The 25,046-nt window shown below is 60.2% G+C and carries 22 protein-coding genes; 9 read left to right on the forward strand and 13 right to left on the reverse strand.

The window, feature by feature from the left end:
- Positions 1-21: 21 nt before the first annotated feature.
- The 12 genes from HY795_10835 to HY795_10890 all read right to left on the reverse strand — a co-directional run bounded on the left by HY795_10835 (position 22) and on the right by HY795_10890 (position 13,585).
- The gene (locus HY795_10835; GenBank protein ID MBI4805716.1) at positions 22-348 is read right to left on the reverse strand and encodes a hypothetical protein; all 327 of its coding nucleotides are present in this window, start codon (positions 346-348) and stop codon (positions 22-24) included.
- Positions 348-833 (reverse strand): DoxX family membrane protein, encoded by a 486-nt coding sequence (locus HY795_10840; GenBank protein ID MBI4805717.1) that lies wholly within the window; start codon positions 831-833, stop codon positions 348-350. Before HY795_10840 ends, HY795_10835 begins: the two co-directional genes overlap by 1 nt.
- Positions 830-2,515, reverse strand: a complete 1,686-nt coding sequence (locus HY795_10845; protein MBI4805718.1) for a rhodanese-like domain-containing protein — start codon at positions 2,513-2,515, stop codon at positions 830-832. Before HY795_10845 ends, HY795_10840 begins: the two co-directional genes overlap by 4 nt.
- A 17-nt stretch (positions 2,516-2,532) precedes the next feature.
- The gene (locus HY795_10850) at positions 2,533-3,096 is read right to left on the reverse strand and encodes a TlpA family protein disulfide reductase (GenBank protein ID MBI4805719.1); all 564 of its coding nucleotides are present in this window, start codon (positions 3,094-3,096) and stop codon (positions 2,533-2,535) included.
- A gap of 13 nt (positions 3,097-3,109) precedes the next feature.
- Positions 3,110-3,835 (reverse strand): response regulator, encoded by a 726-nt coding sequence (locus HY795_10855; protein MBI4805720.1) that lies wholly within the window; start codon positions 3,833-3,835, stop codon positions 3,110-3,112.
- A 241-nt stretch (positions 3,836-4,076) separates the two neighbouring features.
- Entirely contained in the window at positions 4,077-4,913 is an 837-nt protein-coding gene (locus HY795_10860) for a DUF4124 domain-containing protein (GenBank protein MBI4805721.1), read from the reverse strand.
- 169 nt (positions 4,914-5,082) lie between these two features.
- The gene (locus HY795_10865) at positions 5,083-5,433 is read right to left on the reverse strand and encodes a hypothetical protein (protein MBI4805722.1); all 351 of its coding nucleotides are present in this window, start codon (positions 5,431-5,433) and stop codon (positions 5,083-5,085) included.
- Positions 5,434-5,540: 107 nt separating this feature from the next.
- Positions 5,541-6,965 (reverse strand): N-acetylmuramoyl-L-alanine amidase, encoded by a 1,425-nt coding sequence (locus HY795_10870; GenBank protein ID MBI4805723.1) that lies wholly within the window; start codon positions 6,963-6,965, stop codon positions 5,541-5,543.
- A gap of 6 nt (positions 6,966-6,971) precedes the next feature.
- Positions 6,972-8,795 carry a glutamine--fructose-6-phosphate transaminase (isomerizing) gene (glmS, locus tag HY795_10875; protein MBI4805724.1) on the reverse strand — a complete coding sequence of 608 codons (1,824 nt, stop codon included), beginning with the start codon at positions 8,793-8,795 and terminating at the stop codon, positions 6,972-6,974.
- A 151-nt stretch (positions 8,796-8,946) separates the two neighbouring features.
- Complete coding sequence (locus HY795_10880; GenBank protein MBI4805725.1) at positions 8,947-10,050, reverse strand: XTP/dITP diphosphatase; 1,104 nt, start codon at positions 10,048-10,050, stop codon at positions 8,947-8,949.
- Positions 10,047-11,243, reverse strand: a complete 1,197-nt coding sequence (locus tag HY795_10885) for a PAS domain-containing protein (GenBank protein ID MBI4805726.1) — start codon at positions 11,241-11,243, stop codon at positions 10,047-10,049. Before HY795_10885 ends, HY795_10880 begins: the two co-directional genes overlap by 4 nt.
- Positions 11,240-13,585 carry a mechanosensitive ion channel gene (locus HY795_10890; protein ID MBI4805727.1) on the reverse strand — a complete coding sequence of 782 codons (2,346 nt, stop codon included), beginning with the start codon at positions 13,583-13,585 and terminating at the stop codon, positions 11,240-11,242. The genes HY795_10885 and HY795_10890 overlap by 4 nt, the downstream gene beginning before the upstream one ends.
- 57 nt (positions 13,586-13,642) lie before the next feature.
- Here HY795_10890 and rimO point away from each other — a divergent pair, with 57 nt between their 5' ends.
- From rimO to HY795_10920, 6 genes are all read left to right on the forward strand, one after another.
- Complete coding sequence (gene rimO / locus HY795_10895) at positions 13,643-14,953, forward strand: 30S ribosomal protein S12 methylthiotransferase RimO (protein MBI4805728.1); 1,311 nt, start codon at positions 13,643-13,645, stop codon at positions 14,951-14,953.
- A 228-nt stretch (positions 14,954-15,181) separates the two neighbouring features.
- A complete protein-coding gene (gene ubiE, locus HY795_10900) occupies positions 15,182-15,886 on the forward strand; it encodes a bifunctional demethylmenaquinone methyltransferase/2-methoxy-6-polyprenyl-1,4-benzoquinol methylase UbiE (protein ID MBI4805729.1) in 705 nt (234 codons plus the stop codon).
- 135 nt (positions 15,887-16,021) lie between these two features.
- A complete protein-coding gene (locus HY795_10905; protein MBI4805730.1) occupies positions 16,022-16,615 on the forward strand; it encodes a class I SAM-dependent methyltransferase in 594 nt (197 codons plus the stop codon).
- Positions 16,615-17,994, forward strand: a complete 1,380-nt coding sequence (locus HY795_10910) for a cytochrome ubiquinol oxidase subunit I (protein ID MBI4805731.1) — start codon at positions 16,615-16,617, stop codon at positions 17,992-17,994. The genes HY795_10905 and HY795_10910 overlap by 1 nt, the downstream gene beginning before the upstream one ends.
- Positions 17,995-17,996: 2 nt before the next feature.
- The gene (locus tag HY795_10915; protein ID MBI4805732.1) at positions 17,997-18,950 is read left to right on the forward strand and encodes a cytochrome d ubiquinol oxidase subunit II; all 954 of its coding nucleotides are present in this window, start codon (positions 17,997-17,999) and stop codon (positions 18,948-18,950) included.
- A 16-nt stretch (positions 18,951-18,966) separates the two neighbouring features.
- Positions 18,967-19,905 carry a UbiA family prenyltransferase gene (locus HY795_10920; protein MBI4805733.1) on the forward strand — a complete coding sequence of 313 codons (939 nt, stop codon included), beginning with the start codon at positions 18,967-18,969 and terminating at the stop codon, positions 19,903-19,905.
- Between the two features lie 130 nt (positions 19,906-20,035).
- Here HY795_10920 and HY795_10925 read toward each other — a convergent pair whose 3' ends face one another.
- Positions 20,036-20,767, reverse strand: a complete 732-nt coding sequence (locus HY795_10925) for a cytochrome b5 (protein MBI4805734.1) — start codon at positions 20,765-20,767, stop codon at positions 20,036-20,038.
- Positions 20,768-20,920: 153 nt separating this feature from the next.
- Here HY795_10925 and HY795_10930 point away from each other — a divergent pair, with 153 nt between their 5' ends.
- From HY795_10930 to sppA, 3 genes are all read left to right on the forward strand, one after another.
- Complete coding sequence (locus tag HY795_10930) at positions 20,921-22,222, forward strand: HlyC/CorC family transporter (protein MBI4805735.1); 1,302 nt, start codon at positions 20,921-20,923, stop codon at positions 22,220-22,222.
- Positions 22,223-22,315: 93 nt separating this feature from the next.
- On the forward strand, positions 22,316-24,043 hold the full coding sequence (locus HY795_10935; protein MBI4805736.1) for a 30S ribosomal protein S1: 1,728 nt from the start codon (positions 22,316-22,318) through the stop codon (positions 24,041-24,043).
- Entirely contained in the window at positions 24,033-24,962 is a 930-nt protein-coding gene (sppA, locus tag HY795_10940) for a signal peptide peptidase SppA (protein MBI4805737.1), read from the forward strand. Before HY795_10935 ends, sppA begins: the two co-directional genes overlap by 11 nt.
- Positions 24,963-25,046: the final 84 nt, after the last annotated feature.

Here is a 25,046-nt window from a genome sequence, read left to right on the forward strand (position 1 = left end):
ACTTGGTTGGCCAGCGAACGGCTACCCGCCTGATTTGGCTCCCGGCCTGACAAACACCAATTCGCCCTCTCCGGGCAGGGCAATCCGCAATGCCCCGTCCGACCACACCCCACGCAACACACCGCCTCCTTTGGAGTGCAGCCAGATTTCCGACCCCCTCGCCTCCCATCGTACTGAGACTGCGTCGGTATGGGTTTCCCACTCTCCGGTGAAACCGGCCTTGAGTGTCAACGTGACGATTTTCCCATCCGCCCCTTGAGCAACATACTTTCCCTCCGCGCCAGAGGAGCCGCTGCATGAGGCGGCCATTGCGGCCAGGGCAAAAAGCAGGGCTATGATCTTTCTCATTACAGCTCCTTAACCCTTGCCAGGAAAAGGTTCTCCATGTGCAGCCTGCGGTCGTACAGGTATACGTGAACCGTTATGGCCAACCAGGCGATGTCCCTAAAAAACGTTCTCCAGCTGATCTGATCCTCCAAAGAGTGAAAACAGCCGCATCCAATGGGAACCCCTCTGGCCAGCGTGATGACGATGGCCACGGTGAACAGGACCATAAGCCCCATCAGAACCAGGATGGCTGCCTTGGGGCGTATGCCCGCGATGACCAGCACGCCGCAAATGAGTTCTGTCCATGGCATTATGACGGTCATCATTCCCACCGCCCAGTAGGGAACAAGCTCGTAGCTGGCGATGGAGTCGGCGAATTCCGCGGGATAATTGATCTTGTAGACACTGGCGTAGATAAAGATTCCCCCGATGTATAGCCTGAACGCCACGGCCAGCCATGGATGCGTCAGAACGAACCGGATATGTTCGAAAATCCTTGAGCTCATGGTCGCAACGTTCCTCCCGCCAACTTCCAGGCTTCCATGCCTCCCCGCAGAATCCGTACGTCTTTGTGCCCCCGTTTTTTCAGAAGATCGGCCACAGTTTCATCGTAGAGCCTGCTCACCGTGCGCCCGTAGACCAGCACCGGCTTTTCAGGAGGAAGCTTGGCCAGCCGCATGCCGTACATGAAATCAAACAGCGCCGAGGGCACATTCGTCGCCCCGTCGATATGCTTCACTTTAAATGACTCTTGGGGTCTGGCATCAATGAGAACGGCTTGCCCACTCTCCAAAAGCCTCCTGGACGTCCCCGCCTCTACCGTCACCGCCTCGGGGCGGGACCAGATGGATGGAAGCGGATCGACCCCCGAAGGGTTTGCCCAGTTGAACAGGAACCCTATTGCTGCCGCCACGGCCAGTATCAGACCGAAATCCATCCAGGTCGCTCTGGATACCCGATTCAATTCCTGGGCTACCAGATCTTTGATTCTTGCCTTGGCCCTTTGAAGTCCGTCAATCTCACCCTTCGCCGAGGTAAGCTCTTCAATGAGCCGGGCCAATTCGTTGTTGCTGGCCGCAAGCTCCTCGTTCCGCAGACGCTGGGCTTCAAGGAGCCTCACCATGCGCAGGCTGGTAAGAAAAGCGCCTGTCACGGCCAGCAGGGTTTCGCGTCTGCCTTGATCCAAAGGGGAACCGTCCAGGCGGGGGCCCAGGCCAACAAACCCAAAAGCATCCTCGCCAGCCACGAACCATATCCCAGGGCTGTCTTCCGGCAGACCGCATTCCGCCAAGTCATGCGGGGCTTCCAGCCAATCCGACTTGCGCCCGCCAGCGGTGAACAGCCCGCTGGTCACCACTTGCCGGAATCGGACCGGATCAAAACCTGAGATTTTGGCGCGCCCCCCTCCCCTGCCGACGAAAGACCGGATGGTACCAGAGCGATCGGCCAAAAAGACATAGGCGCTCCCTGCCCCCGCTGTCCCTGCCATGGAAAGCAGGTAACTCTCCAAGAGCTGCTCGGGGGAGGTCATGGCGCTCATTTCGGTGAGAGATTGGATCAGGGTGTCCTGTTGAAAGACCCGATTGTTGAGAAGCGCGTTGCGCAAGGCGAGATCCTGTCCCATGGCGGCGAGGCGCTGTGTGAGGAATGCTCTGGACAGGGCGCCGAGAAGCGTGTCGGTCAGGCTCAGAAGGAAATCCCTGTCCTCAGGTCCGTATTCGGAATTGCCAAGTCTGGGGCCCAGCATCAGGAGCCCTCCCAACCCGCCGTTTTGACTCCAGCGTGCCAGAAGCTTGGCCCCCTTCGGAAAGAGAGCGCTCTCACGGCTGGCTTCAGCGATGATGACTCGAGGTTTGCCGGGCAGACAGTCCCCGCCCCCCTTGGCCAGCCACTGCCGCCAGACCTGGCCGGAGTCCTGTTCCAGCTTTCGTGCTTCCCCAGAAGGAATGCCACGGTGCATGACCAAATCTTCCCCAACAGATTGTTCATTCGCTCCAGCGAGCACGAAAAATGCCGATGACGCGCCGAGCCCCCCCATGGCGGTCAAGAGAAAAGCCTTACCTATCTGGCGGGGAGTCGTCAGGGTGGAGAGCTCGCGAGCCGCATCATGCAGAATTCTGAGATGAAACGTGTCCGCGCATGGGGCGTCCGCTCTGCCCACATTGTCTTGCGAGTCTGCGCCAGGCATTGCCAACCCGCTCTGAGCTAACGCACCAGTTTGGAAACTTGATCGTAAAAGGCGTTCACATCCTCGATGATGCCCATATGGGCGAAAAGCACCTTGCCTTTGGAATCGACCACCATTGTGAACGGCGTTTTGGGTTCCCCCAACTGCTTATGAACAGCGAAGTTTGGGTCCCAGGCCACGGGATATTTGTACACACCCGAATCCCGCAAATATTCCATTTCCTCTTTGGTTGCTCCCGCTGCCAGCCCAAGCATCTTCACCTTGCCACCAAGTTCGCTATCCTTGGTCAGCCTGGCGTAGAACTTATCGAAAAGCGGCGCCTGGATATGGCACTGCGGGCAATACACACCCACGACTTCAATGATGACAAAGTCAGCTTTGACCGCCGAGAGTTTGAACGTGCCTCCATCCCCGCAGCCAAGATAGTTCCTCTCTTCCGCGCCAAGCGGCGCTGACAGCTGGAGCCCTTGCGGCAGCACCGCCCCAACCTTGGGCGGCTCAGCCCGGAGTATCGTTACAGTAGTGGCAACAAACGTAAGAATGGCAAACGCTGCCAGGGTTGCAGTCTTTAGCGTGGTCATGTCGTCCTCCCGGTCAGACTGTTTGTTCAGCAGTGCTTGCCAGCGCCTCGGCTTCAGAAGGAAAAATCTTGCCCGCATGTGCAACGCCGGCGTCCTGCAGCAATTGCCGCTGCTCTTCGGTGGCAGCGGCCACAACCGCCAAAGAGCCCGCATCGCGGCAGGCAAGAAGCAACTGTGTGATAAGGGCGATCCCCGCTCCCGTTAGCCGCGCTGACTCGTCCAGACTCACCACCACCTTTTGACCCAGCTCCGCCGCCTTGTCCCTTGCCGCGTCGAATGCGGTTTCGGAAGCAGCCGACAGCCTGCCACCAACCTCGACCACCAGCACACCAGTCTCCCGCCGGACCTGGACATGCTCGACTGCCAGACCTTTGGAATCCAGACGTTCACGAGCCCTGGCCAGTTCCCGTTGCAGCACATCCTGCCGGATGGGCTTGTCAATAAAACCCGTGGCGTCCAAGCTCAGCGAATCCAGCGCCAGCTCCACGTCTCCATGCCCGGTGACGACGATGACCTGCGTCTCTGCATCCAATGCCTTGATGCGGGAAAGGACTTCCAGGCCGTCCATGTCGGGCATTTTGATATCGGTTAACACAATTTTTGGCCGTTTGGATTCAAACAGCTCAAGCCCCTCCGCACCGCTTTCCGCAGTGAGGACCTCGTAGCCCATCGCCTCGAGCAACAAGCAGAACATCGAAAGCGTGGGTTTCTCGTCGTCAATGACAAGGACGGTCTTCATGTTCAGCCTCGTCTGCGCTGGGAGGATGAAGAGAAAATCCCGATACAAACTGTAAGATTGAACCAGTATGATAGCGGCTGGAAATGAATCTGTCCACCGGCCTGGATATCAAACCAGCTCTTCGTCGGAACGCTAGAATCGCGTCCTGGTCTTGCAACAAACGTTCACCAGAACCTCAGGCCCGCTGTTGAGGGGGGGGCATCCGAATCAGAACAGGGATGGCAGCCAGACCTCCCACGCCTCAGTAGAGGGTACGGTACTGTTTTTTGACGAGCTCTTCGTATTGTTTCTGGGCCTCGGTGCATTCCGCGACTTTGGCGTCCACCCACCCCTTGGTTTGAACCATGCGCTGATCGGCGGCCCTGCCGGCGTAGTTGGCGTTCCAATCCTCCACTATATTCACTGCCTTGCCGCAGCTCTCGTTTCGCTTGCGCATCAGGACGTCGGTCTCCTTGGCCTGACGGGGATTCGAGAAGATCAGGCCCTGATAGTAGTATTCAAAATTCTTGGTCTTCTCATTGACCACGACCCCCCCGGTACCCTCCAGTGCCGCATGGACACCCGGAGAAAGCTCCACCACCACCCAGGCGTGGTCGAAGGTCCTAGCTCTTTTGGCCGGATCCATTCCCGCGACATCTGTTTTGACGTTTCCGGCCATAACTTTGGGGGAATATTGCTTGGTCTTGAGAATATTGAAGAGCTCCAAGGCCATATCAATGCAGACAAAGTAGTCCACCATGGAATAGGTATGGCTGCGCCGATACTCGTCGACGATCTTGTGCAGTTCAGCAAACTTGGGATCGTTCCTGGCTTGAGCCATCACATTGAGAATGATTTCCTTCCGGCTTCCCGAGCCCACGGGGAGGCTTGGGTTGCCTATTTCCGTTACATTCTTGCTCGGATCCTCGACCTTGCGGTCGGTCATGTGCACCACGCCCTTCTCGTCCGTCCATGTGTAGACGGCAGCGTGCAAAGGGCTGGCGACGTCTGGTCCGAACGTTATTGCCAATATTGCGAACAAGAACGCGATGAGAAAATATGGAAGGTTGGAGCGCAGCCCACAGACATAAGCAAGCATGGTTTTTTGCTTACGGATGCTCCACAGAGCAGTCAAGCGGACACAATGAAGAACCTGCCTCGCACCGAGCGCGAGCAGGCATCCTTCCTGGCGCCAGCGGCCAAGTCATACTGGCACTCTCCCTCAGGCTTGGAGCCTCCCGGAAGATTCGAGGAGGCACTTTTGACCGTTACTGCGTGGTCGTTGTACCACCGACAGGCACGAAGGCCTGATTGCCTGTGGTGATGGCGAAAGGTCCCCTGGCCAGGATGGACTTTTCGAAAGATGTAAGCACATCCCCGTTCTGGAGCTTCTTTTCAGCTTGGCTGTATGCGGCGGCTGTAACCACTTGCGTGGAGTAGTTCATATACAGCTGAATGGCATTGTAGGTGTTCTGTTGCTGGGCCGTCATTCCAGAGTAAAGCACGCCCTCCAGACCTGGGTAAGCAAAGGTGCTCGTCGTGGTTGTCGTTGTCGTTTGAGCCATTGCGCTGGCGGCGAAAACAAAAATGCAAGCGGTGACAAGCAGGCTTCTTTTCATGGCAGTACCCCCTGATTTGGCATTAATCTACCATGAATCGGAAAAGATGCAAGGAAACTTAAGGGTTGGGCACAATTATCCCGGAAAACCGATTTCTTGCCCGACGCTCAATTCTTGTCCGCAAAGCGTTCGATGCGTTCCTTGTAGCCTTTCACACCTTCGGCAATACCTTTGGCCAACCCGTCGAGATACTTCTCGTCCTTTAACTTGGCGCCTTCGGAGGGATTGGTGATGTAGCCGATCTCAACAAGGATGGCAGGCATCTTGGCACCGAGCAGAACATAGAATGGTGCCTCGTGCACGCCTCTATCCCGGAGATTAAGACTTTTGCGGGCCTGGGAAAGGGTTGTCTGATGGGCGGACTTGGCGAACTCCCGGGACTCGGTGAGCTTGGAGGCGTGCATGAGCTCGTCCAATATCTTCTGCATGTCCGAAATGCGCCTGGGATCCACGGCGTTTTCCCGGGCCGCCACGCGCACCTCGTCAGGGGTGGAGGCCAGGTTCAAAGAATAGGTCTCCATGCCGGACGAGTTCGGGTTGCCGTGGGCATTGCAGTGGACCGACACGAACAGGTCAGCCTTGCGGGCATTGGCCATGGCCGTGCGCATTTCCAGGGGGACGTACTTGTCCGTAGTGCGGGTGTAGAGCACCTCGAAGCCCATCTTCTCCAGGTGCTTGCCCAAAAGTTTGGCCACCTCGAGGGTCACGTTCTTCTCGTAGAGTCCGCCCACACCGCGCGCCCCGGAATCGCGCCCCCCGTGCCCGGCGTCAACCATCACGGTCCGCACCGTGAGCCCCAGCTGTTCCACCAGCTGTTTGGCCATTTTCTTGCGCTCTGGCGTGGCTAGATTCACGCCTGGCGAACCGGGTTTCTCTCCCTGAACGACGGGAGAGGAGCCTTTTTTTCCGGATTTTTCCAGAGGGATGCCAGCCTTGCCGGCCTGAGCCTTGGGTTGGTCTTTAGGTGATTCCTTGCCCGGTTCCTTCCTGGAGGCTTCACCCTGCACGTCCACGATCACCCGATAGGGATTTTCCATCACGAACACATTCTGGTTTTTGAGGTTCTCCACCTCCACCACCAGACGGGTGACTCCGGGCTTGAACGGGGCCAGGCGCACCTTCCGGGCCACATCGCCGCGCACATCGAAGCGACTGGGCACCCCGGCCCTGACCACGGTTTCGTCCATGTCCACGTAGAGGCGGCGCACTCCCCCGTCCTTGGGGTCCGGCGGCAGGAGCTGCCAGCGCCGTCCGGCTTCTCCGGAGAGAACCACCACGATGCGCGAGTAGTCACGGCCGGAATAGACCTGCACGTCCGTGACCACGGCTTTCTTCTGTGAGGAAGAAGGCTTGGCCGGAGTCTTAGCCTGCTGGCCGGCCTTGAGGTTTGTATCCGTTCCAGCTTTCTTGGCATCCGGCTTGGCTGTGGCGTCCTTGTCCCCGCTTGCATCCGCGGCCTGGGCGGAACCAGCCAGAGGCAGGCACGCCACGAAGAAAGCCAAAAAAACCGCCAAAGACAGCCGACGTGTCACGCCGGGCTACTCCACGGTCACGGATTTGGCTAGGTTGCGCGGCTGGTCCACGTCCTTGCCCAGGTAGTCGGCCATTTCGTAAGCAAAGAGCTGCAATGCGGGCAGAAGCATGAAGGCCTTCATGGGGCCCCAGACGTCCGGCACCTCCCAGGTGTGGTCCACTTTCAGATCGAGTCCGGCCCGGGTCAGGGCGATCACCTTGCCGCCGCGGGCCTGAACCTCCTCCAGGTTGGATTTCACCTTGGGATAGAGCTCATCACCCGGAGCCAAGGCGAATGTCGGGAACTTGGGATCTATGAGCGCAATGGGCCCGTGCTTCATCTCGCCCGAGGCGTAGCCCTCGGCGTGGATGTAGCTGATCTCCTTGAGCTTGAGCGCCCCTTCCAGGGCCAGTGGGAAGCAGGTCCCGCGCCCCAGGAAGAGAAAACTGCGGGCTTCCGAATAGGCCCGGGCCAATTCAGTGGCCCGGGAGCGCATGCGAGGCAATTCAGAGGTTAAAATTTCCGGCAAATGCTCCAGGGCTTTGAGGCAGTTGGAACGGACATCCTGGGGGAGTACGCCCTTTTCCTGCCCCCAGTGCAGGGCCAGAAGAGTGAGCAGGGTCAGCTGGGAACACATGGCCTTGGTGGAAGCCACGGACATCTCCGGCCCGGCCTGGGTGTAGATCACATGGTCCGCCTCGCGCGAGACCGTGGAACCAACCACGTTGCACAGGCCGATGACCTTGGCTCCGCGCTCGCGCGCCAGGCGCATGCCGGCCAGGGTGTCCGCGGTCTCACCGGACTGCGAGATGGCGAGCACCGTGTCGCCTGGGCCCAGTATGGGGTCGCGGTAGCGGAACTCGGAGGCTATCTCCACCCTGGTGGGAATCTTGGCCCAGGTTTCGAGCAGGTACAGTCCCCACAGACCGGCATGATAGCTGGTGCCGCAGGCCACTATGAACAGGCGCTCCGGAGCGGGAACGACTTCCAGGTCGGGCAACACTGCCTTGCCTGCCTTATGGTCGATGCGCCCGGCCAGGCAGTCGGTAATCACCCGGGGTTGCTCAAATATTTCCTTGAGCATGAAGTGCTTGTACCCGCCCTTCTGGGCCGCTTGAACGTCCCAGGCGATGTGCTGCGGGGCCTTCTCCACCGTCTCCAGGGTGGAGGCGTCCAGCACCTTCCAGGAGTTGGAGTCGATGCGCACCATCTCCCCGTCCTCCAGAAAGACCACCTCGCGGGTGTAGGGCAAAAAGGCAGGGATGTCCGAAGCCACGAAGTTCTCGCCAACGCCAACGCCCAGCACGAGCGGCGAGGACTTGCGTGCGGCGTAGAGGATGCCGGGGTGCTCGAGCGACACCACACAGATGGCGTAGGAGCCCTCCACCCTGGCCAGAGCCTTGGAAACGGCCTGGTCGAGCTTCTTGCTCTCGGCCAAGTAGAGCCCCACCAGCTGCGCCAGGATCTCGGTATCGGTCTCAGAGGCGAAGCTCACCCCTTTCGCCTTCAATTCCTCCCGCAGTTCCTGGTAATTCTCGATGATGCCGTTGTGCACCAGGGCTATCTTGCCGGATGCGTCGCGGTGCGGGTGGGCATTGCGCTCCACGGGCAGGCCGTGGGTGGCCCAGCGGGTATGCCCCATGCCCGAGGTGGCGGTATGCACCGGAAGCTCGGCCAGCTTGTTTTCCAAGTTGACGAGCTTGCCCTCGGCCCGGATCACGGTCAGCTCGTGGTGCTGTATGAAGGCCACGCCCGCTGAATCGTATCCCCTGTACTCCAGGCGCTTAAGCCCCTCTATGATGACTGGCACTGCGGGACGGTGCCCGCTATAGCCGATTATGCCGCACATGAATGGTCCTTTGTCGGAGTTTGTAAAAATCAGCTGGCGTCAGTTTGCGAAAAGCCGGGCGGCTGTCAAGACGCACGAAACCACGGCCGAACCAACCGGAGCGAAGAGACCGGAATATCCGCAAAAGGCTGGCCGTCCGAAAGTTTCCGCTCTACTCGTAGGTGATCTTCACCCGCCTTGAGAATGTCAGATAGGTCACGCACGCGGACGCTGCCATGAGCCCTGGCAAGGCGTTCGCCGTGATCTCTGTTTCGGCCATCTTCAGGATGTCCGGAGGATACGCCAGAAACTGGGCCACCACGTATTGGACCGCGCTAGCCACCGGGACGGCCAGCCAAGCAATCTTGGCCAGAAGCACTGCGCCCTTCCGGCGACGGTACAGCCGAAGCCCAGCAATAAATATGGAGACACCCAGTACCGAGGCCAGCACGATTTTCAGCATAAGGGCTTTCGCCACCTCGGCTACAATCTCCGCGGGGGGCCCGCCAGGGGCGTTCAGGGCCTTAATGAATGTCAGGTTTTGCGAGACGGTGAAAGCAGCGACCACCGGCACCAGTATGAGCATCACCATACACAAGACCTTGAGCAACCCCTTGACCCCGGTAAGCCTGGCACGAATCTCGCGCTCCTCAGGAGAAAAGGCGGCCTCGCGGGCCACGGTTTCCAGAAATCCTGGGAGATATTTGGTAAGTTCGCGCATGGCCCTCCCACGATGGCTGCGCTCGTTTTTCTGCTCCGGGCTCATTTCGGCAGCGGTAAGCTTAAGCTCGGGATCCAAAAATAGCGGATCATAGCCGAAACCGTTCTCGCCCTTGGGCTCGTTGGCCAGGCGGCCGAACCAGACCCCGTGGAAGACCAGTTCATAACCGTCCGGAGCGTGCGCAACGATGCACGATATGAACTTGCACCCGCGTTTGTCCGCCGGAACGTCCTTCATCTGCTCCAGGAGCTTTTCGTTGTTGGAGGCGTCCGTGGCGTTGTCGCCCGAATACCGCGCGGACAAGACTCCCGGAGCGCCGTCAAGAGCGTCCACTGCCAGTCCGGAGTCGTCGGCCAGGGCTATGAGCCCGGTTGCCTCGCTTACCGCCTTGGCCTTGATGCGCGCGTTCTCCTCGAACGTTGTTCCTGTCTCCTCGATTTCTCCGATCTGGGGGAACTGGTCCAGCCCCACCACCTCGACATCCTTGCCTTCCAGCATGGCCTGCAGTTCACGCACCTTGCCAAGATTTCGCGTTGCCAATACAACCCGCGTCACTCTCCACCTTCCTTCCCGTTCTTGCCGGCTATCCACTTTGAATCGTGGCGCGGCGAGGTCTGACCGGATACATCGGTTTCATCAGCCGCAATAAGGGGGGGCATAACCAGCCGCACTGCGGTTCCCTTGCCCACCTCACTCTCAAGCTCCACCGAGCCGCCGATCTCGTCCAATATTTTCTTGGTCATGGCCAAGCCCAAGCCCGACCCCTTGTCCTTGGTTGAAAAGAACGGGTTGAACACCTGATCCAGATTTTCCGGCGCGATGCCCCGGCCGGTGTCCTCGAGCTCAATGACCACGTGGTCTGCGCGCAGAAAACAGCGCATGACCAAGCTGCCGCCCTCGGGCATGGCCTCCATGGAATTCTTCACCATATTGATGATGCACTGCTTCACCAATTCCGGATCGCCCTTGGCCAGGGGCAGGCCGGGGCTTACCTCGACCTTCACTTCAATTTCCTGCTTCTGGCAAGCCAGGCCCATGAGCTCCATGGTCTGCATTGCCACTTGGGCAACGTCCACCTGCCCTTCCATTCCCTGGGTGGGCCGGGAGAAGTTGAGCAGGCTCTTGAGAATCTTGTCCAACCGGTTGGATTCTTCCAAAATAATGGACACCTTGGCCCGAACCTTGTCGTCAAGGGTATTCGAGCGCAGCAGGGAATTGGCGAAACCGGCTATGGCGAAAAGCGGATTCCTGATCTCGTGCGCCACATACGTGGAGAGTTCACCAACCGCCGCAAGCTTCTCCGACTGCTGCAAGCGCCTCTCCATGTAGGTTCCCTGGGTGATGTCCCTGCGCAGCACCATCACGTGGGTCACTTCGCCACCCTCGTCCAGAACAGGGTACATGTAGACTCTGAAATACTGCATGCGACCCTTGGCATCCACGGTGGTGAAGACTTCCTCGTGTTTTCCTCCCTTGCGAACGGTTTCCCAGCGTCTCACGTCCCCTTCCGGCTCGCAGATGCCTTTGAAACCGGTCAGGGCCTCCCAACACTGCTTGCCCAAAAAATCCTCACGATGTCCGCCAAGGCGGTCCATGGCCGCACGGTTGATGTCCACCACGCACGACGACGCATCCAGAATCACGATGTCGTCCGGAATCTGGTCGATCACCGAGGAAAGCAGGTTGCGCTCCTGTATAAGCGTGAGGGCGCAGGCTTTGTCCTTGTAGGAGGCGGAGTTGTCGTTCATCGAGTTTTTGTACCTTCTTCACCAGCCGAATCAAAGTCATTTTGCCCCTTGCCGTTCTGGGAAGCCTGCAGATTCGGGTCGCGCTGGGGAAATGGTATGGCTATGCCTTTTTGCTTGAACAGCCTGTCCACAGTCATGTGAATGTCCGACGAAGCGCGGGCTGCATTGTCCAGGTCGTCCACCCAGAAGAGCAGCTTGAACTTCAGGGCGGAATCCCCGAAGGCCACGAACTGGACTGAAGGCTTGGGGTCGGACAGAACTTTCGGGTGTCCGGAAGCGGCTTCCAAAAGCAGCTCCTGCACCTTGACAGTGTCCGTGCCCGGAGCCACGCCCACCTCCAGGGAACGCCGTATGCGGCGGTCCTTGTGGGACCAGTTGATGATCTTCTGGGCGATGAGGTCCGAATTGGGCACGAACAGGGTGGCGTTGTCGGACGTCTGAACGATGGTGTTGCGGATGTTCACCCGCTGCACCACTCCCCAGGTGTCGCCTATCTGGAGGGTGTCCCCGGCCTGAACGGAGCGGCCGAAAAGCAGTATGAGCCCGGAAATGAAATTGTTGATGATGTTCTGCATGCCAAAGCCGATGCCAACGGACAGGCCGCCGGCAACCACCGCCAGACTGGTGAAGCTGGCTCCGGCCAGACGCATGGCGATGAGCACATAGATTCCCCAGATCAGATAGGTGGACATGGTCTCCAGCAGGTTGAGTACGCCGCGCTCCAGGTCCGGACGACGGGAAGGCAGTTCCAAGATGATGCGGTCCGCCACGCGAGTGGCCGCGCGAGCCAGGTAGAAGCCTATGAAGATCATGGCCAGGCGGCTCAGGTCCAGGTTGAGGTCGCCCTCTCCCACGTCGGCGTTGACCAGGGACCAGAACACGCTGCGCCCCCCCATGGCCAGAGACAGCCAGAACAGGAAGCACCCGGCCATGCCAATAGCGGTTAAGGGCAGGGCAAGCCCGCCGACCACGCTTTTGACCGCTTCCGAGGTGAGGTCGCCCGAGGGCCGGGCAATCATCTGCCCCACCAGGCCATACAGAGCCAGCCCGGCCTGAAAAAACACCAACAGAAGGAACCAGCCCGCAGCGGCCAGCATGGTCATGTTCATCCACCCGAACAAAGCCGGGAGACACAGCAGAGGATAGAGCCAGCCTCCGGCAGCGGCCAGGCGGGACACGACATCAGGTGACTCCTGAGATTGCATTCTCCGGATCATCCAGCCAGCCAGGAACATGAGCGCCACCCAGACGCCACCCCGAAGCGCGTCCGGCAGCCAGGGCATCTGCATAAGAAGTGCGCAGGCGAACATCCACCAGGACAGACCGGCCGGGTTCTTGGCGGGTGCGGTGCCGCCCAGTTGGAGGGTGCGTAAAAACCAGGACAGCCCGAGTACGCCCCTGGCCAGGAGAATCTCCGCCACGGCGCTGGTCTCCGCGTGCACCAGCACGAAGGCCGGGCCAGATGTTGCCCAGAGCACGCCCGCTCCGGCGATCATCCAGGCCAGGCTCCCCAAGGGACGAGTCACGGAAAAGCCAGGGAAGACCTTCTCCAGCCGTTTGAGCCCCACGGCCGAAGCCACGACCAGAACCGCAATCAACCCCAGCAGTTTGACCAGAACGTCCTTGGCCTTGACCTCGCCGCTGTCGAAAAACGCCGCGTACATGGACACGAACTTGGACAGATCGCCCATGCGCTGCACGGCTTCCTGCCAGGCTCCCACTGAGAGGAGGGACTTGCCGGGAGCCAGGTAATAATCTTTCCAGGCGCGGGGGATGCGGTCGGTGACGGTTTTTGCCGAGCGGTCGATGCCGGCCTGAAGGTCCCGGGTTGGGTTTAACCCCTGGTCGAGCACTGTCTTCACCCGGCCGAGCTTGCTTTTAAGCTTGCGAAGGTCACCAAGAAAATCTCCCAGGGCCTTGTTTATGTCCTGTGAGGGGCCTTCGGCGGCCTGACGGGCGAATTCAACCTCAAGCTCCGCCAGCCGTTCCTGGAATTTCCTCAGATCCGTGTCGGCCTTCTGAAACGGCTGGGTCACCACCTCAACCCGGGTCTGAAGCATCTCCAGTCCGGCCAATACAGCCCGAAGCTCCATGGGGTTTCCCCCGGTGGTCCGGCCAAGCACCATGAGCTCATCAAGCTTCTTGCGGAGCGCGGCCAAATCCTGGCGAGTCTGCTTGACCATGCCCGGCAGGTTCTGGGAAACCCCGTCCACGTAGTCGATCTGGTATTGCAGCTCTTCGTAGTTGCGCTGGAGCATAAGCTTCCAGCTCTCGCCCTCTTCAGCCCGGGCGGGAAGACCAGCCGCCAGGATCATGGCGGCGAAAAGGACCCATCGTTTCATGCTTTGCCCTCACGGGGGATTTGTCTTTCAGGCGATTCCTGATACCGTGCGGGCCTCATGACGGCAAGAAGCACGGACATCCCCATTTTCACCATCTCGCTCGGCTGCCCCAAAAACCTGGTGGACTCCGAGTACCTGCTGGGCGGCCTGCCCGGGCGGGCGCGTCCTGTTGACCGGCCCGAGGACGCGGCCGTGGTGCTCATCAATACCTGCGGTTTCATCCGCCCGGCCGTGGAGGAATCCCTCTCGGAAATCCTTGGCGCGGCTGAAGCGGTTCGCGAGCTCACCCCCAAGCCGCTCCTGGTGGTTGCCGGGTGTCTGGTAAGCCGCTACGGCGACGACCTGAAAGCCGACCTGCCCGAGGTGGATCTGTGGCTTACCACCCACGAACTGCCGGACTGGCCCGCCAAAATCGCCCTGGCCCTGGACAGAAAGTCGTCCCCAGGGCCCAGAAGGCTGTTCTCCAGCCCGCCGAGCTACGCCTACTTGAAAATCAGCGAAGGCTGCCGCCACGCCTGCCGCTTCTGCACCATCCCCTCCATACGTGGCAGACTGAGCAGCCGTCCAATCGCTGATCTGGTGCATGAGGCCTCGTCGATTTTGGATACCGGGCGCAAGGAGGTCATCCTGGTTGCCCAGGACCTTACGGCCTATGGCCAGGACCTGGCTCCGGCCACAGACCTCCGCTCGCTCCTGGAAAAGCTGCTCCCACTGTCTGGGCTTGAGCGACTGCGCCTGCTCTACCTCTATCCGGCCGGGCTCACTGCCGGACTTCTTGATTTCTTGAAGGACGCTGGGCCGCCCTTTGTCCCGTATTTCGACATTCCCCTTCAGCACGCCCACCCGGACGTGTTAAAATCCATGGGCCGGCCATTCGCCAAGGATCCGCGTCGGGTGATCGACCTGGTGCGCTCGCGCTTTCCCGAAGCGGCCATGCGCACCAGCATCATCGTTGGCTACCCGGGAGAGACCAGGGCCCATTTCAACTATCTTCTGGATTTCGTGCGCCAGGTCCGGTTCCAGCACCTGGGTGTTTTCGCCTACCAGGCAGAGGACTCAACCCCTGCGGCCAGGATGCCCGGGCAGGTGGGCATGAAGACCCGTCAGGCAAGACGAGAGACCATCATGGCCGCCCAGGCTGAAATATCCGAAGAATGGCTGTCCGGCTTCGAGGGAAGTGAGCTGAACGTGCTGGTGGACGCGCCGCATCCGGAATGGCCCGGGCTGCACGTGGGGCGCACGTGGTTCCAGTCGCCCGAGATCGATGGAGTGACCTACATCTCCGGCCCTGGCGTCAAGCCCGGAGCCTTGGTGAAAGCCACCATCGAAGAGGCCAAGACCTACGACCTGGTGGCTCTGGCCGGATGAGGCGCGCTACGGAGTCGCGGAGTTTCACGCCTCCGGCGGCCTGAGAGGGCGCCGCCCTCTCAGGACTCTCCCGCCAGGGGGATGATCCCCCTGGACCCACAGTTTATTTCGCATCAGCCATCGGCATCCGCTGATGGACGCGAAGCTCGTTGAAAGTTTTTGAAGGAGGGTCCAGGGAGGAAACTTTTATAAAAAGTTTCCTCCCTGGCCGCCGGAGGCCTCCCCGCCATGCGCGACTTCGAAGTGAAGCGGATGTTCGACACCATCGCCGAGGGCTACGACATGCAAAACAGCATGTTGTCGCTTCGCATCGACGTGCTCTGGCGCAAAAAGCTCGCCCGCCTCATAGCGGCGGACCGCCCGGTGACTGTGGTGGACGTAGCCGTGGGCACGGCAGAGGTGGCCATGGAGATCGCCCGGCAGCGCCCAAAAGCGCGCCTGGTCGGCGTGGACTTCACCCCGGCCATGCTTCTCGTAGGCAAACGAAAGCTCGCCAAACGCGGCCTGTCCGAGCGCATCCGCATGCTAGCCGGAGACGCCAGGCGCTTGCCCCTGCCTGACGCCTGCGCCGACTACGTAACCATCTCGTTCGGCATCCGAAACGTCGAGGAACGCGACCAGGCCCTGGCCGAGTTTTATCGCGTCCTGAAACCGGGCGGCACGCTCTTCGTGATGGAATTCTCCCTGCCGGACAATCCCGCGCTGCGTTTCCTCTACCGTCTCTATTTCGACCACATTCTGCCGCCCTTCGGGAACTGGCTTTCCCGCACCGACTACGCCTATTCCTACCTTATGGAATCGGTGTATGCGTTCCCAGACCCCGAAAAGTTCAGCGGGGAAATCAAACAGGCTGGTTTCGAACAGGGAGCACAGGTGCCGTTAAGCGGCGGCATCGCCAGGATCCATTCTGGAATAAAACCCGCTCATTCGTGAAGCCTTCCCCTAATCCTTCCACTGTACATCACCACCCGTTGCGCGCGAACCATCCTTCCACCTTGACACTCGCCCCTGGGCGGGTCATGAATATATAGTAATGGAAAGACGCGCCTTTAGCCCCGGATTGCCCCTATGTTAGTCAACTGGCCGGAACGCTTCTTCTGCAATTCCGTGGTCCGGCGCCTCATCCAGCGCCGCCAGGCGGGACAGCTGCGTTCCATGCGGCCCATGGCCCCGGGAGGAGATATCCTGGAAATCGGTTGCGGCAATGGAGCCGGGGCGCGCATCATTCTGGAATACTTTTCGCCTAAGTCGCTTCACGCTCTGGACCCCGACCCTGCCATGCTGCGCCTGGCGCGCAAACGTCTGGCCGGAACCCCGGCCGTGGTGGTGGAAGGCGACGCCCAAAGTCTCCCCTTCGAGTCCTCCCGGTTCGATGCCGTGTTCAACTTCGGCATCATCCACCACCTGGAGGACTGGCGAAAAGGTATCGCGGAGGTGGCGCGCGTCCTCAAGCCCGGTGGAGCCTTTTACACCGAGGAGATCTTCGCGGGCCTCTACGCCAACGCCTTCTGGCGCCACATCGTGGCCCACCCCGAACACGACCGGTTCCAGGGCCCGGAATTCAGGGCGGCACTTGAGAACAACGGCCTGAAGCTTCTGCCGGGATACCACGAGTCGCGCCTGACCATGCTCGGCGTGGCCGTAAAAAGGGAGGACGCATGATCCAGGTTCTTTCCGACCCGGTCTTCCTTTCGCGCCTGCAGTTTGCCGCCACCACCATGTTCCACATCATCTGGCCGCTGACCACCATAGGGCTTTCGGTGTTTCTGGTGGCCCTCGAAGCCCTGTGGCTCAAAACGGGCGACCCGGACTATTACCTTCACTTCCGGTTCTGGGCCAGAATCTTCGCTGTGGGCTTTGCCATTGGCGTGGTCAGCGGCATACCCCTGGAATTCCAGTTCGGCACCAACTGGGCCCCCTTCTCCGTGGCCGCAGGCAACTTCTTCGGCCAAGTGCTCTCTTTCGAAGGAGCCATGGCCTTCATGCTGGAATCGGCCTTTCTATCCATCATGCTGTTCGGCTGGAAGCGCGTGGGCCCAAAGGCGCACTTCGTTTCCACCATCCTGGTGTGTTTTGCCGCCTCGCTTTCGGCCTTCTGGATCATGGCCGCGAACTCCTGGATGCAAACCCCGGCTGGTGGGCATTTCGCAGGCGGGATCTTCCATCTCGACGATTTTTGGGGCGCCGTCTTCAATCCGGACACCGTGATCTCCTTCACCCACATGTGGCTGGCCTGCCTGGAGACCAGCCTGTTTCTGGTCGGAGGCATAAGCGCCTTCTACATCTGGCGCCAAACCCAGACCGCCTTTTTCCTGCGCTCCTTCAAGCTGGCCCTGGTCATGGCCGTGGTTGTCGCTCCCCTGCAGGCGCTCATAGGCGACACCTCTGGCGTGCATATAGGCAAGCTCCAGCCAGCAAAGGTAGCGGCCATCGAATCCCATTGGGAGACCAACAAGCCCGGAACCGGGGCACCCTGGAACATGCTGGCCTGGCCGGACACTGAAAACGAAAGGAACTCCTTCGAAATTCCCATCCCCTACGTGCTTTCCCTGCTCATCACCCACACTCCCACCGGCAAGGTCCCCGGACTCAAGGACTTCCCCAAGGACCAGCGCCCGCCCATCGTCATTCCCTTTTACTCCTTCCGGGTAATGGTGGGCATCGGCTTCGTGATGATCGCGGTGATGCTTGGCACCCTCTACGCCTGGAAAAAGGGGATGCTCTGCCCCGAGCAGGTGTCCAGACACACGCTTCTCATGGGAATCTGGATGGCCATGGCCCCAATGGGGTACCTGGCCACGGAAATGGGCTGGGTGACACGCGAGGTGGGCCGCCAGCCCTGGATCATCTACGGGTGGCTGCGCACCCAGGAAGGGGCTTCGATTCTTCCCCCCGCTGCCGTGGGCTCAACCCTGGCCATGTATTTCGCGGTGTACACCCTGCTTCCCCTGGCCGCTGGCTGGTTCTACTACAAAATACTCGCCAAGGGACCCGACCTGACTCTCGCCCCGCCAGCCTCCCACCCAGGCCAAGGAGGATAGCCATGGACCACGGCATGCTCGCTGAAATCTGGCTCTGGATCCTGGCCATGGTTCTGGCCGCCACCGTCATCCTGGACGGTTTCGACCTGGGTGTGGGCATCTTGTGCCTGATCGAGAAGGATGAATCCAAGCGCCAGTCCATGGTGGCCAGTATCGAGGGCGTCTGGCACGCCAACCAGACATGGCTGGTTGTGGCCGGAGGCGTGCTGTTCGGGGCGTTCCCCAGGGCTTACGGCATGCTCCTGTCGAGCCTCTACATTCCTAGCGGGATTTTGCTCCTTGGGCTCATGGCTCGCGGAGTGGGGTTGGAATACTATGAACAGTCCGAATCAAAACGCGCCTGGTCCACCCTGTTCGGACTGGGCAGCTTGGTGGTAGCGCTGGCCCAGGGAGCCATGCTTGGCGCGGTGATGCAGGGGCTGCCCATGGCAGGGCATCAGCAGTTTCTGACCCCGTTCGCCTGGGTCACCCCCGGGGCGTTCCTGGGAGCCATGGCAATGGTCTGCGTGGTCGCCACGTTGGGAGCCGGCTGGTTAGCGGCCACCGTACAGGACTTCGGACTTCGCAAGGCGGCCATCCTATTTTCCTTGGCTGGCCTTCTCTTCCAGGCAGGACTCGCCATCTGCGTTCCGGCCACCGGGATCGTGGCCCTGGCTTTTGGAGCCGTGTCAGCAGCATACCTGGCCTGGGCCGTGACAGCCATGGCCTCCGGAGCCGTTTTTTTCCTGCCGGCCTGCCTGCATGTACTGTTCGGGCTGGTGGCGTGGCTCATCGCCCTGCGCCCGGGCTTTGTGGAACCCGGCCTGACTCCTCTCAACGCATCCGCGGCCTTCGGTTCGCTTAAGATCATGCTCTGGGGCTTCGGCCTCACCCTGCCGGTAATCATTGGCTACACAATTTATCAGTATCGGGTGTTCATGGGCCAAGGCGCCTACTCGCCCGGGCACGACCACTGAGCTGCAAGGAGTTTTCATGCCTTTGACCGCGGCCCTTCCCGCAGGGGCTTTGAGCCGAATGAAGCTTTTTCTGGCCTTGTCCCGCACTCCCCATGGTGTCCTGGACATGGCCATGCCCGTGGCCGCAGCCCTTCTCTGGTTGGGGAATGCTCCCTCGCTGGGAGTGATGTTCCTTGGCCTGCTCACGGTTTTCGCGGGTTACACCGCAGTGTATGCGGTCAACGACCTGGCCGACTACAAGACCGACCGCGCCAACTACCTGGACGGCCCAAGCGACAATACCGGCTACCTGGACGCTGTGTATGCCCGCCACCCCATGGCCATGGGCCTTCTGACCCCGCGCCAAGGCATTGTCTGGGCCTGCTGCTGGGCAGTGGCCTCGCTTCTGGGAGCGTACATTCTCAATCCTGTGTGCGCCCTTCTTCTGTTGGCCGGTTGCGCCCTGGAGGTGATCTACTGCCTGCTGCTCAAGGTCAGCCACTTGCGGGCCCTGGTCAACGGAGTGGTGAAATCGCTCGGGGGAGTGGCGGCCGTGCTCGCGGTGGATCCGAACGCGCCGTTCTGGTTTCCGGCGCTTCTGTTTGCCATGACCTTCTGCTGGGAGATTGGTGGCCAGAACATACCGGCCGACTGGTTCGACCTGGAGCTGGACCGCAAGCAGGGGGCCAAGACCATGTGCGTGGTGCTGGGGCTTGAACGCGCTGCGCGAGTGAGCGTGTGGACGCTAAGCGCCTCCACCGCGCTGGCGGGGCTGCTGCTGGCGCTCTCGCCAGCCAAGCTGCCCACCGTTCTGGTGCTGGCCGCCACGGCGCTTACCGCCTGGATAATGCCCTGGCCAGCAAGCAGGCTTCTCACCGAGCCGTCCAGGCAGAACGCCTCGCGGCTGTTCACCAGGGCCAGCTATTTTCCGGTGGTGATGCTGGTGACGGTGGTTGCCTGGTTGGTTTTTCGCTGAGGAAGACGAGGTGCCCACCCCTGGACCCTCAATAAATATTGCGCCCGCCACCGGCATGCCGATGGCGAGCGCATACTCTATTTGGGATTCCAAAGGGCCTAGGCCCTTTGGCCGCCGGAGGCCCTTCCCTCTACTCGTGCATGGGAAACGTGAGCCCCGCCCCGAACCAGCCGATAACTCCCATAACGGGCATCATGGAAAGCACCAGAAGAGAGAACAGGGCTCCGCTCGTTCCGCCACCCGCAAGCACTCCCGGGCACATCCCCCACCACACCACACATGCCATGAACTGACCAAGAAGAATCGGAGAGAGGATCAGCTTGATGCGCACAGGCATGATGGAACTCGCCCCGTAATTGTACTTCCAGGTGGCTAGCCCGGTGAGAATAGCCACCGGCGTGAACAAAACCCCGACAATGTTCATGGCGTGCACGGCCGATTCGAACAGGGGATGGCCAGAAATCAGGTAGAGAAAAAGGCACAGCACCGCTCCGGTGGCGAAGGCTATGGGAAAATGCACCGTCATGGGATGCGGATGGCGGCGGAAAAACGGACTCTTTCGCAAGAGCCAGGGAAGCTCCTGGTCGTGTCCGTCTGCCCTTCTTTCCACGGTGCAGGTCTCGGCCACCACGCCCACCTGGGGGTAGCGTTCAAGCCTGTCTTCACCATGTGGAGCCTGGCAGAGATCCACGGAAAGATCCAGGCCGGCGTTGTGGCGGTTCATATGGCGCCCGGCCTTCCAGAGCTTGCTGCCCGAAACGTCGTAGACCTTGCCTTTGTAGGCCACGTAGACCGGTTGTCCATCCTTGCCGTCAAACGCGGCCAGTTCATCCAAAGTGAAGGTTATGAGTTCATCTGGCATTGATGCTCCTTTCATGAGGCTGTTTAGATGGTTACACGACACAACGCCTGGATGTCCAGAGAACGCGCTTCACACTGGCACGATGCAGCCTTGCCCTTGTCCTTGTCCTGCCGTAAATTGTCTTGAAATCCACTTACAGAAGTCCCCTGCACCATGCTCGCATTCATCCTGCAATCCTTGACTGTGTTCGCACTCATCCTGCTCAACGGTTTTTTTGCCGCCGCGGAGATGGCTGTGCTCACCTCACGCAAGCCTCGCCTGTCCCAGATGGCTGCCAAGGGGCATCCTGGAGCGCGCACGGCCCTCCAACTGGCCGAGAAACCCGAAGGATTCTTGGCGGCCCTCCAGATCGGCATCACCCTTCTCACCATCCTCTCCGGCGCCTATGGAGAAGCGTCGCTGGCCAGCTATGTCCAATCCGCGCTGGAGCGAATCCCACTATTGGCCGCCTATGCCAAGCCTGTGGGCTTTGGCTTGGTGGTGGCAGGCATCACCTTGGTTTCGCTCATCGCAGGAGAACTGGTCCCCAAGCGCCTGGCCATCGCCCGGCCCGAGGCCATCGCAGTGAGAGTGTCCCGGCCCATGGCTCTTCTGCTAAGGCTTTCCGCTCCGATCGTGTGGCTGCTCTCGGTATCCACCAGGCTGGTGATGCGGCTCCTGCGGGTGTCGGAGCAATCCGGCTCTCATGTAAGCGAGGAGGAAATAAAACTTCTGGTTCGCCAGGCCGCAACGGCCGGGGTGCTGGAAGAGGCAGAGCGGGATATGATGGAACGGGTGATGACCCTGGGCGACCGTCCCGTGGGCACGCTTATGACCCACCGTTCCAAAATCGTGTGCCTGGATCTGGAGCACCCGGACAGCATTCCGGAGATCATCCGGGCCATGCCCTTCAACCGTTTTCCTGTGGTGCGCGGCGGACTGGAGAACCTGATCGGCGTGGCCGAGGCCAAGGATCTCCTGGCGGTCAACGTCTGTTTGAATGCCCTGGATGTCCTCCCCGTTCTTCTCCAGCCGCCCCATGTGCTGGAGACCACCACCACCTTCAAATTGATGGAACAGCTCAAGCTCTCGGGCCAGACCCTTGCCGTGGTGGTGGACGAATTCGGTGCGGTGCAAGGCTTGGTGACCTTCACCGACATACTGCGGGCCATCGTGGGGGATCTGGTTCTGCCCGACGACACCCATGAGCCGCGCATAGCGGAACGCAAGGACGGCTCGCTGCTCATCGACGGCATGACCCCTGTATCCGAGGTGTTCGAACGTTTGGACCAGGAGGCCCCGGAAGGAGACTTTCAGACCCTGGCCGGGTTTGTTCTGCACCGGCTGGGGCGCATTCCCGCCGTGGCGGAGGGATTCGATCACGGATGCTGCCATTTCGAGGTGGTGGACATGGACGGCCGGCGTGTGGACCGGGTGCTTGTTCGAAAACTCTCAAGCGCCCCGGAAAAGGCTTGAAATGGGCGTTTTACCGGTTGTCAGCACCAGTCTTTTCGGGTAGGGGTCTGAATCCTTTTGCGAGGGAATATCCTGTTGGAGGTCAACCAAGTCATGGTCAACAACGAACAATTTGAATCTTCTACCCCCACGGACATGGAGGTCAACTTCGAGGACGCGCTCGAGAACTACCTGAACGAAGATTTCGGGGATCTCGAGGAAGGCGTCATCACCAAAGGCGTGGTGGTGCGCGTCGGCAAGGAACACATCCTGGTGGATGTGAACTTCAAGTCCGAGGGCCAGATCCCTGTTTCGGAATTCACCGATCCCGAGGGCAATGTCACCGTCAACGTGGGCGAGGAAATCGACGTCTACGTGGTGGGCAAGAACGAGTCCGAGGGAACCATCCACCTTTCGCGCGATCGCGCCAAGCGGATGCAGCTCTTCGACAAGCTTGAAGACCTCCAAGACAAAGACGACATCATCACCGGCCGCATCCAGCGGCGCATCAAGGGCGGTTACACCGTGGACCTGGGCGGCGTCGAAGCCTTCCTGCCCGGCTCCCACGTGGACCTGCGCCCCGTGCCCGACATGGACGCCCTGGTGGGCAAGGAATTCGAATTCCGCGTATTGAAGATCAACCGCCGCCGCTCCAACGTCATCGTTTCGCGCCGCGTGCTGCTCGAAGAGCGCCGCGAGTCCCTGCGCAGCGAACTGCTCACCACGCTCGACGAAGGCCAGACTGTTGTCGGCCGCGTCAAGAACATCACCGAATACGGTGTTTTCGTGGACCTGGGGGGCCTGGACGGCCTTATGCATATAACCGACATGTCCTGGAAGCGCGTGAAGCACCCCAAGGAGATGGTCGGTCTTGGCGATGAGCTGGAACTGAAGGTTCTGTCCTTTGACAAGGACAAGCAGAAGGTTTCGCTCGGCATGAAGCAGCTCACTCCCGATCCCTGGCAGAACATCGCCGACAAGTACCCCGTGGACCGCCGCATGTCCGGAAAGGTCACCAACCTGGTGGACTACGGTGCGTTCGTGGAACTCGAGGCCGGCGTCGAAGGTCTGGTGCACATCTCCGAGATGAGCTGGACCCGCAAGCTTCGTCATCCGTCCCAGATGGTCCACCTTGGCGACGAGGTCGAAGTGGTGGTTCTGGGCGTGGATCCCGACAAGAAGCGTATCAGCCTCGGCATGAAGCAGGTGAAGCCCAACCCGTGGGACCTGGTAGCCGACCGCTATCCCGAAGGCGCGGTGCTCGAAGGCACTGTGAAGAACATCACCGAGTTCGGCATCTTCATCGGCATCGAGGACGGCATCGACGGCCTGATCCACGTTTCCGACATCTCCTGGACCAAGAAAGTCCGCCACCCCGGCGAGATGTTCAAGGTGGGCGATGTGGTGCGTGCCAAGGTGCTCACCGTTGACAAGCAGAGCGAGAAGTTCACCCTGGGCATCAAGCAGCTCTCCGACGATCCCTGGCACGACGTGCCCGCCCGCTACCCGGTGGGCGCCCTTGTGAAGGGCATCGTGACCAACATCACCGATTTCGGTCTGTTCGTGGAAGTGGAAGAAGGCATCGAAGGCCTGGTCCACGTCTCCGAGATCAGCCGCAAGAAGGTGAAGACACCGGCCGAGCTCTACAAGGAAAGCGACCAGATCGAAGCCCGCGTCATCCACGTGAGCGCCGACGAGCGTCGCCTGGGCCTGTCCATCAAGTCCCTCAAGGAGGACGAGGACAAGCGCAAGGCCAAAGAGTACCGTACTTCGGGCCCCGAAGTGGGCGTCGGCCTTGGCGACCTGCTGCGTCAGAAGCAAGAGCAAGAGGATGCTCAATAACACTACCAACGAACCAAAGAAGGGGTTCAGGCAGCGCCACCCGGTGCTGTTCACCTTCAGTGTTCTTATAGCGGCCATGGTCCTCACAATGGGGGCCATAGCCCTTCTCTCTTCAGCTTATCTGGACGACGAGGAATTCGCCTTCAGCCTCCCCGACTCCGAGCAGATCGGCATAGCCTACCTGGATGGAACCATTGAGTCCTCCAGCCGCCTGGTCACCTATCTGCGCAAGCTGCGCGAGGACCAGGACGTCAAGGGAGTTCTCCTTCGCGTGAACTCCGGAGGTGGTGGATTCGGGCCTTCCCAGGAAATTTTCCGCGCAGTGAAAAAACTGGCCGAGAAAAAGCCAGTGGTGGCCTCCTTCGGTTCCGTGGCTGCCAGCGGGGGGTATTACGCCGCCTGCCCGGCCAAGGTCATTTTCGCCCTGCCCGGCACCATCACCGGCTCCATCGGGGTTCGCAGCATGTTTCCCAACGTGCGCGGGGCTTCCGAAAAGCTCGGCTTCACCTTCTTCAGCTTCACCACCGGCAAGTTAAAAGACGCCGGTTCCCCCTTCAGGGATATGACCGAAGAGGACAGGGCGTACCTTCAGGAAATGATCACCGACCTGCGCGACATCTTCGTGGCCGATGTTGCCCAGGCCAGGAACTTGAACCCCACGGACATAAACGCACTGCAAGGCAAAGCCATGACCGCTGCCAACGCCCTGACCATCGGCCTGGTGGATAAAATGGGCGGCCAGGAAGAGGCCATGGAAGAGCTCAAAAAGCTTGCCGGAATCACCAAGAAGCGCCCCAAGCTGATCCGCGGTCCCAAGAAGGACCAGTCCCGCCTGGAGGAGTTCTTCGGCCGGCTTGGCGCCTCCTTCGTGCATGGCATGACCGCTTCCGAACCCGGCCTCGAACTGCGGGCCGAATGATTATGCCTCTTCGGTAACCATCCCGCTGCTTTCCCCACGTTCCATTGACACCTTGTATTCTTTCATGAAATCGTGACTGCAACA

Origin of the sequence: Desulfovibrio sp. (assembly GCA_016208105.1) — a bacterium.
Taxonomy (GTDB): Bacteria; Desulfobacterota; Desulfovibrionia; order Desulfovibrionales; family Desulfovibrionaceae; genus Fundidesulfovibrio.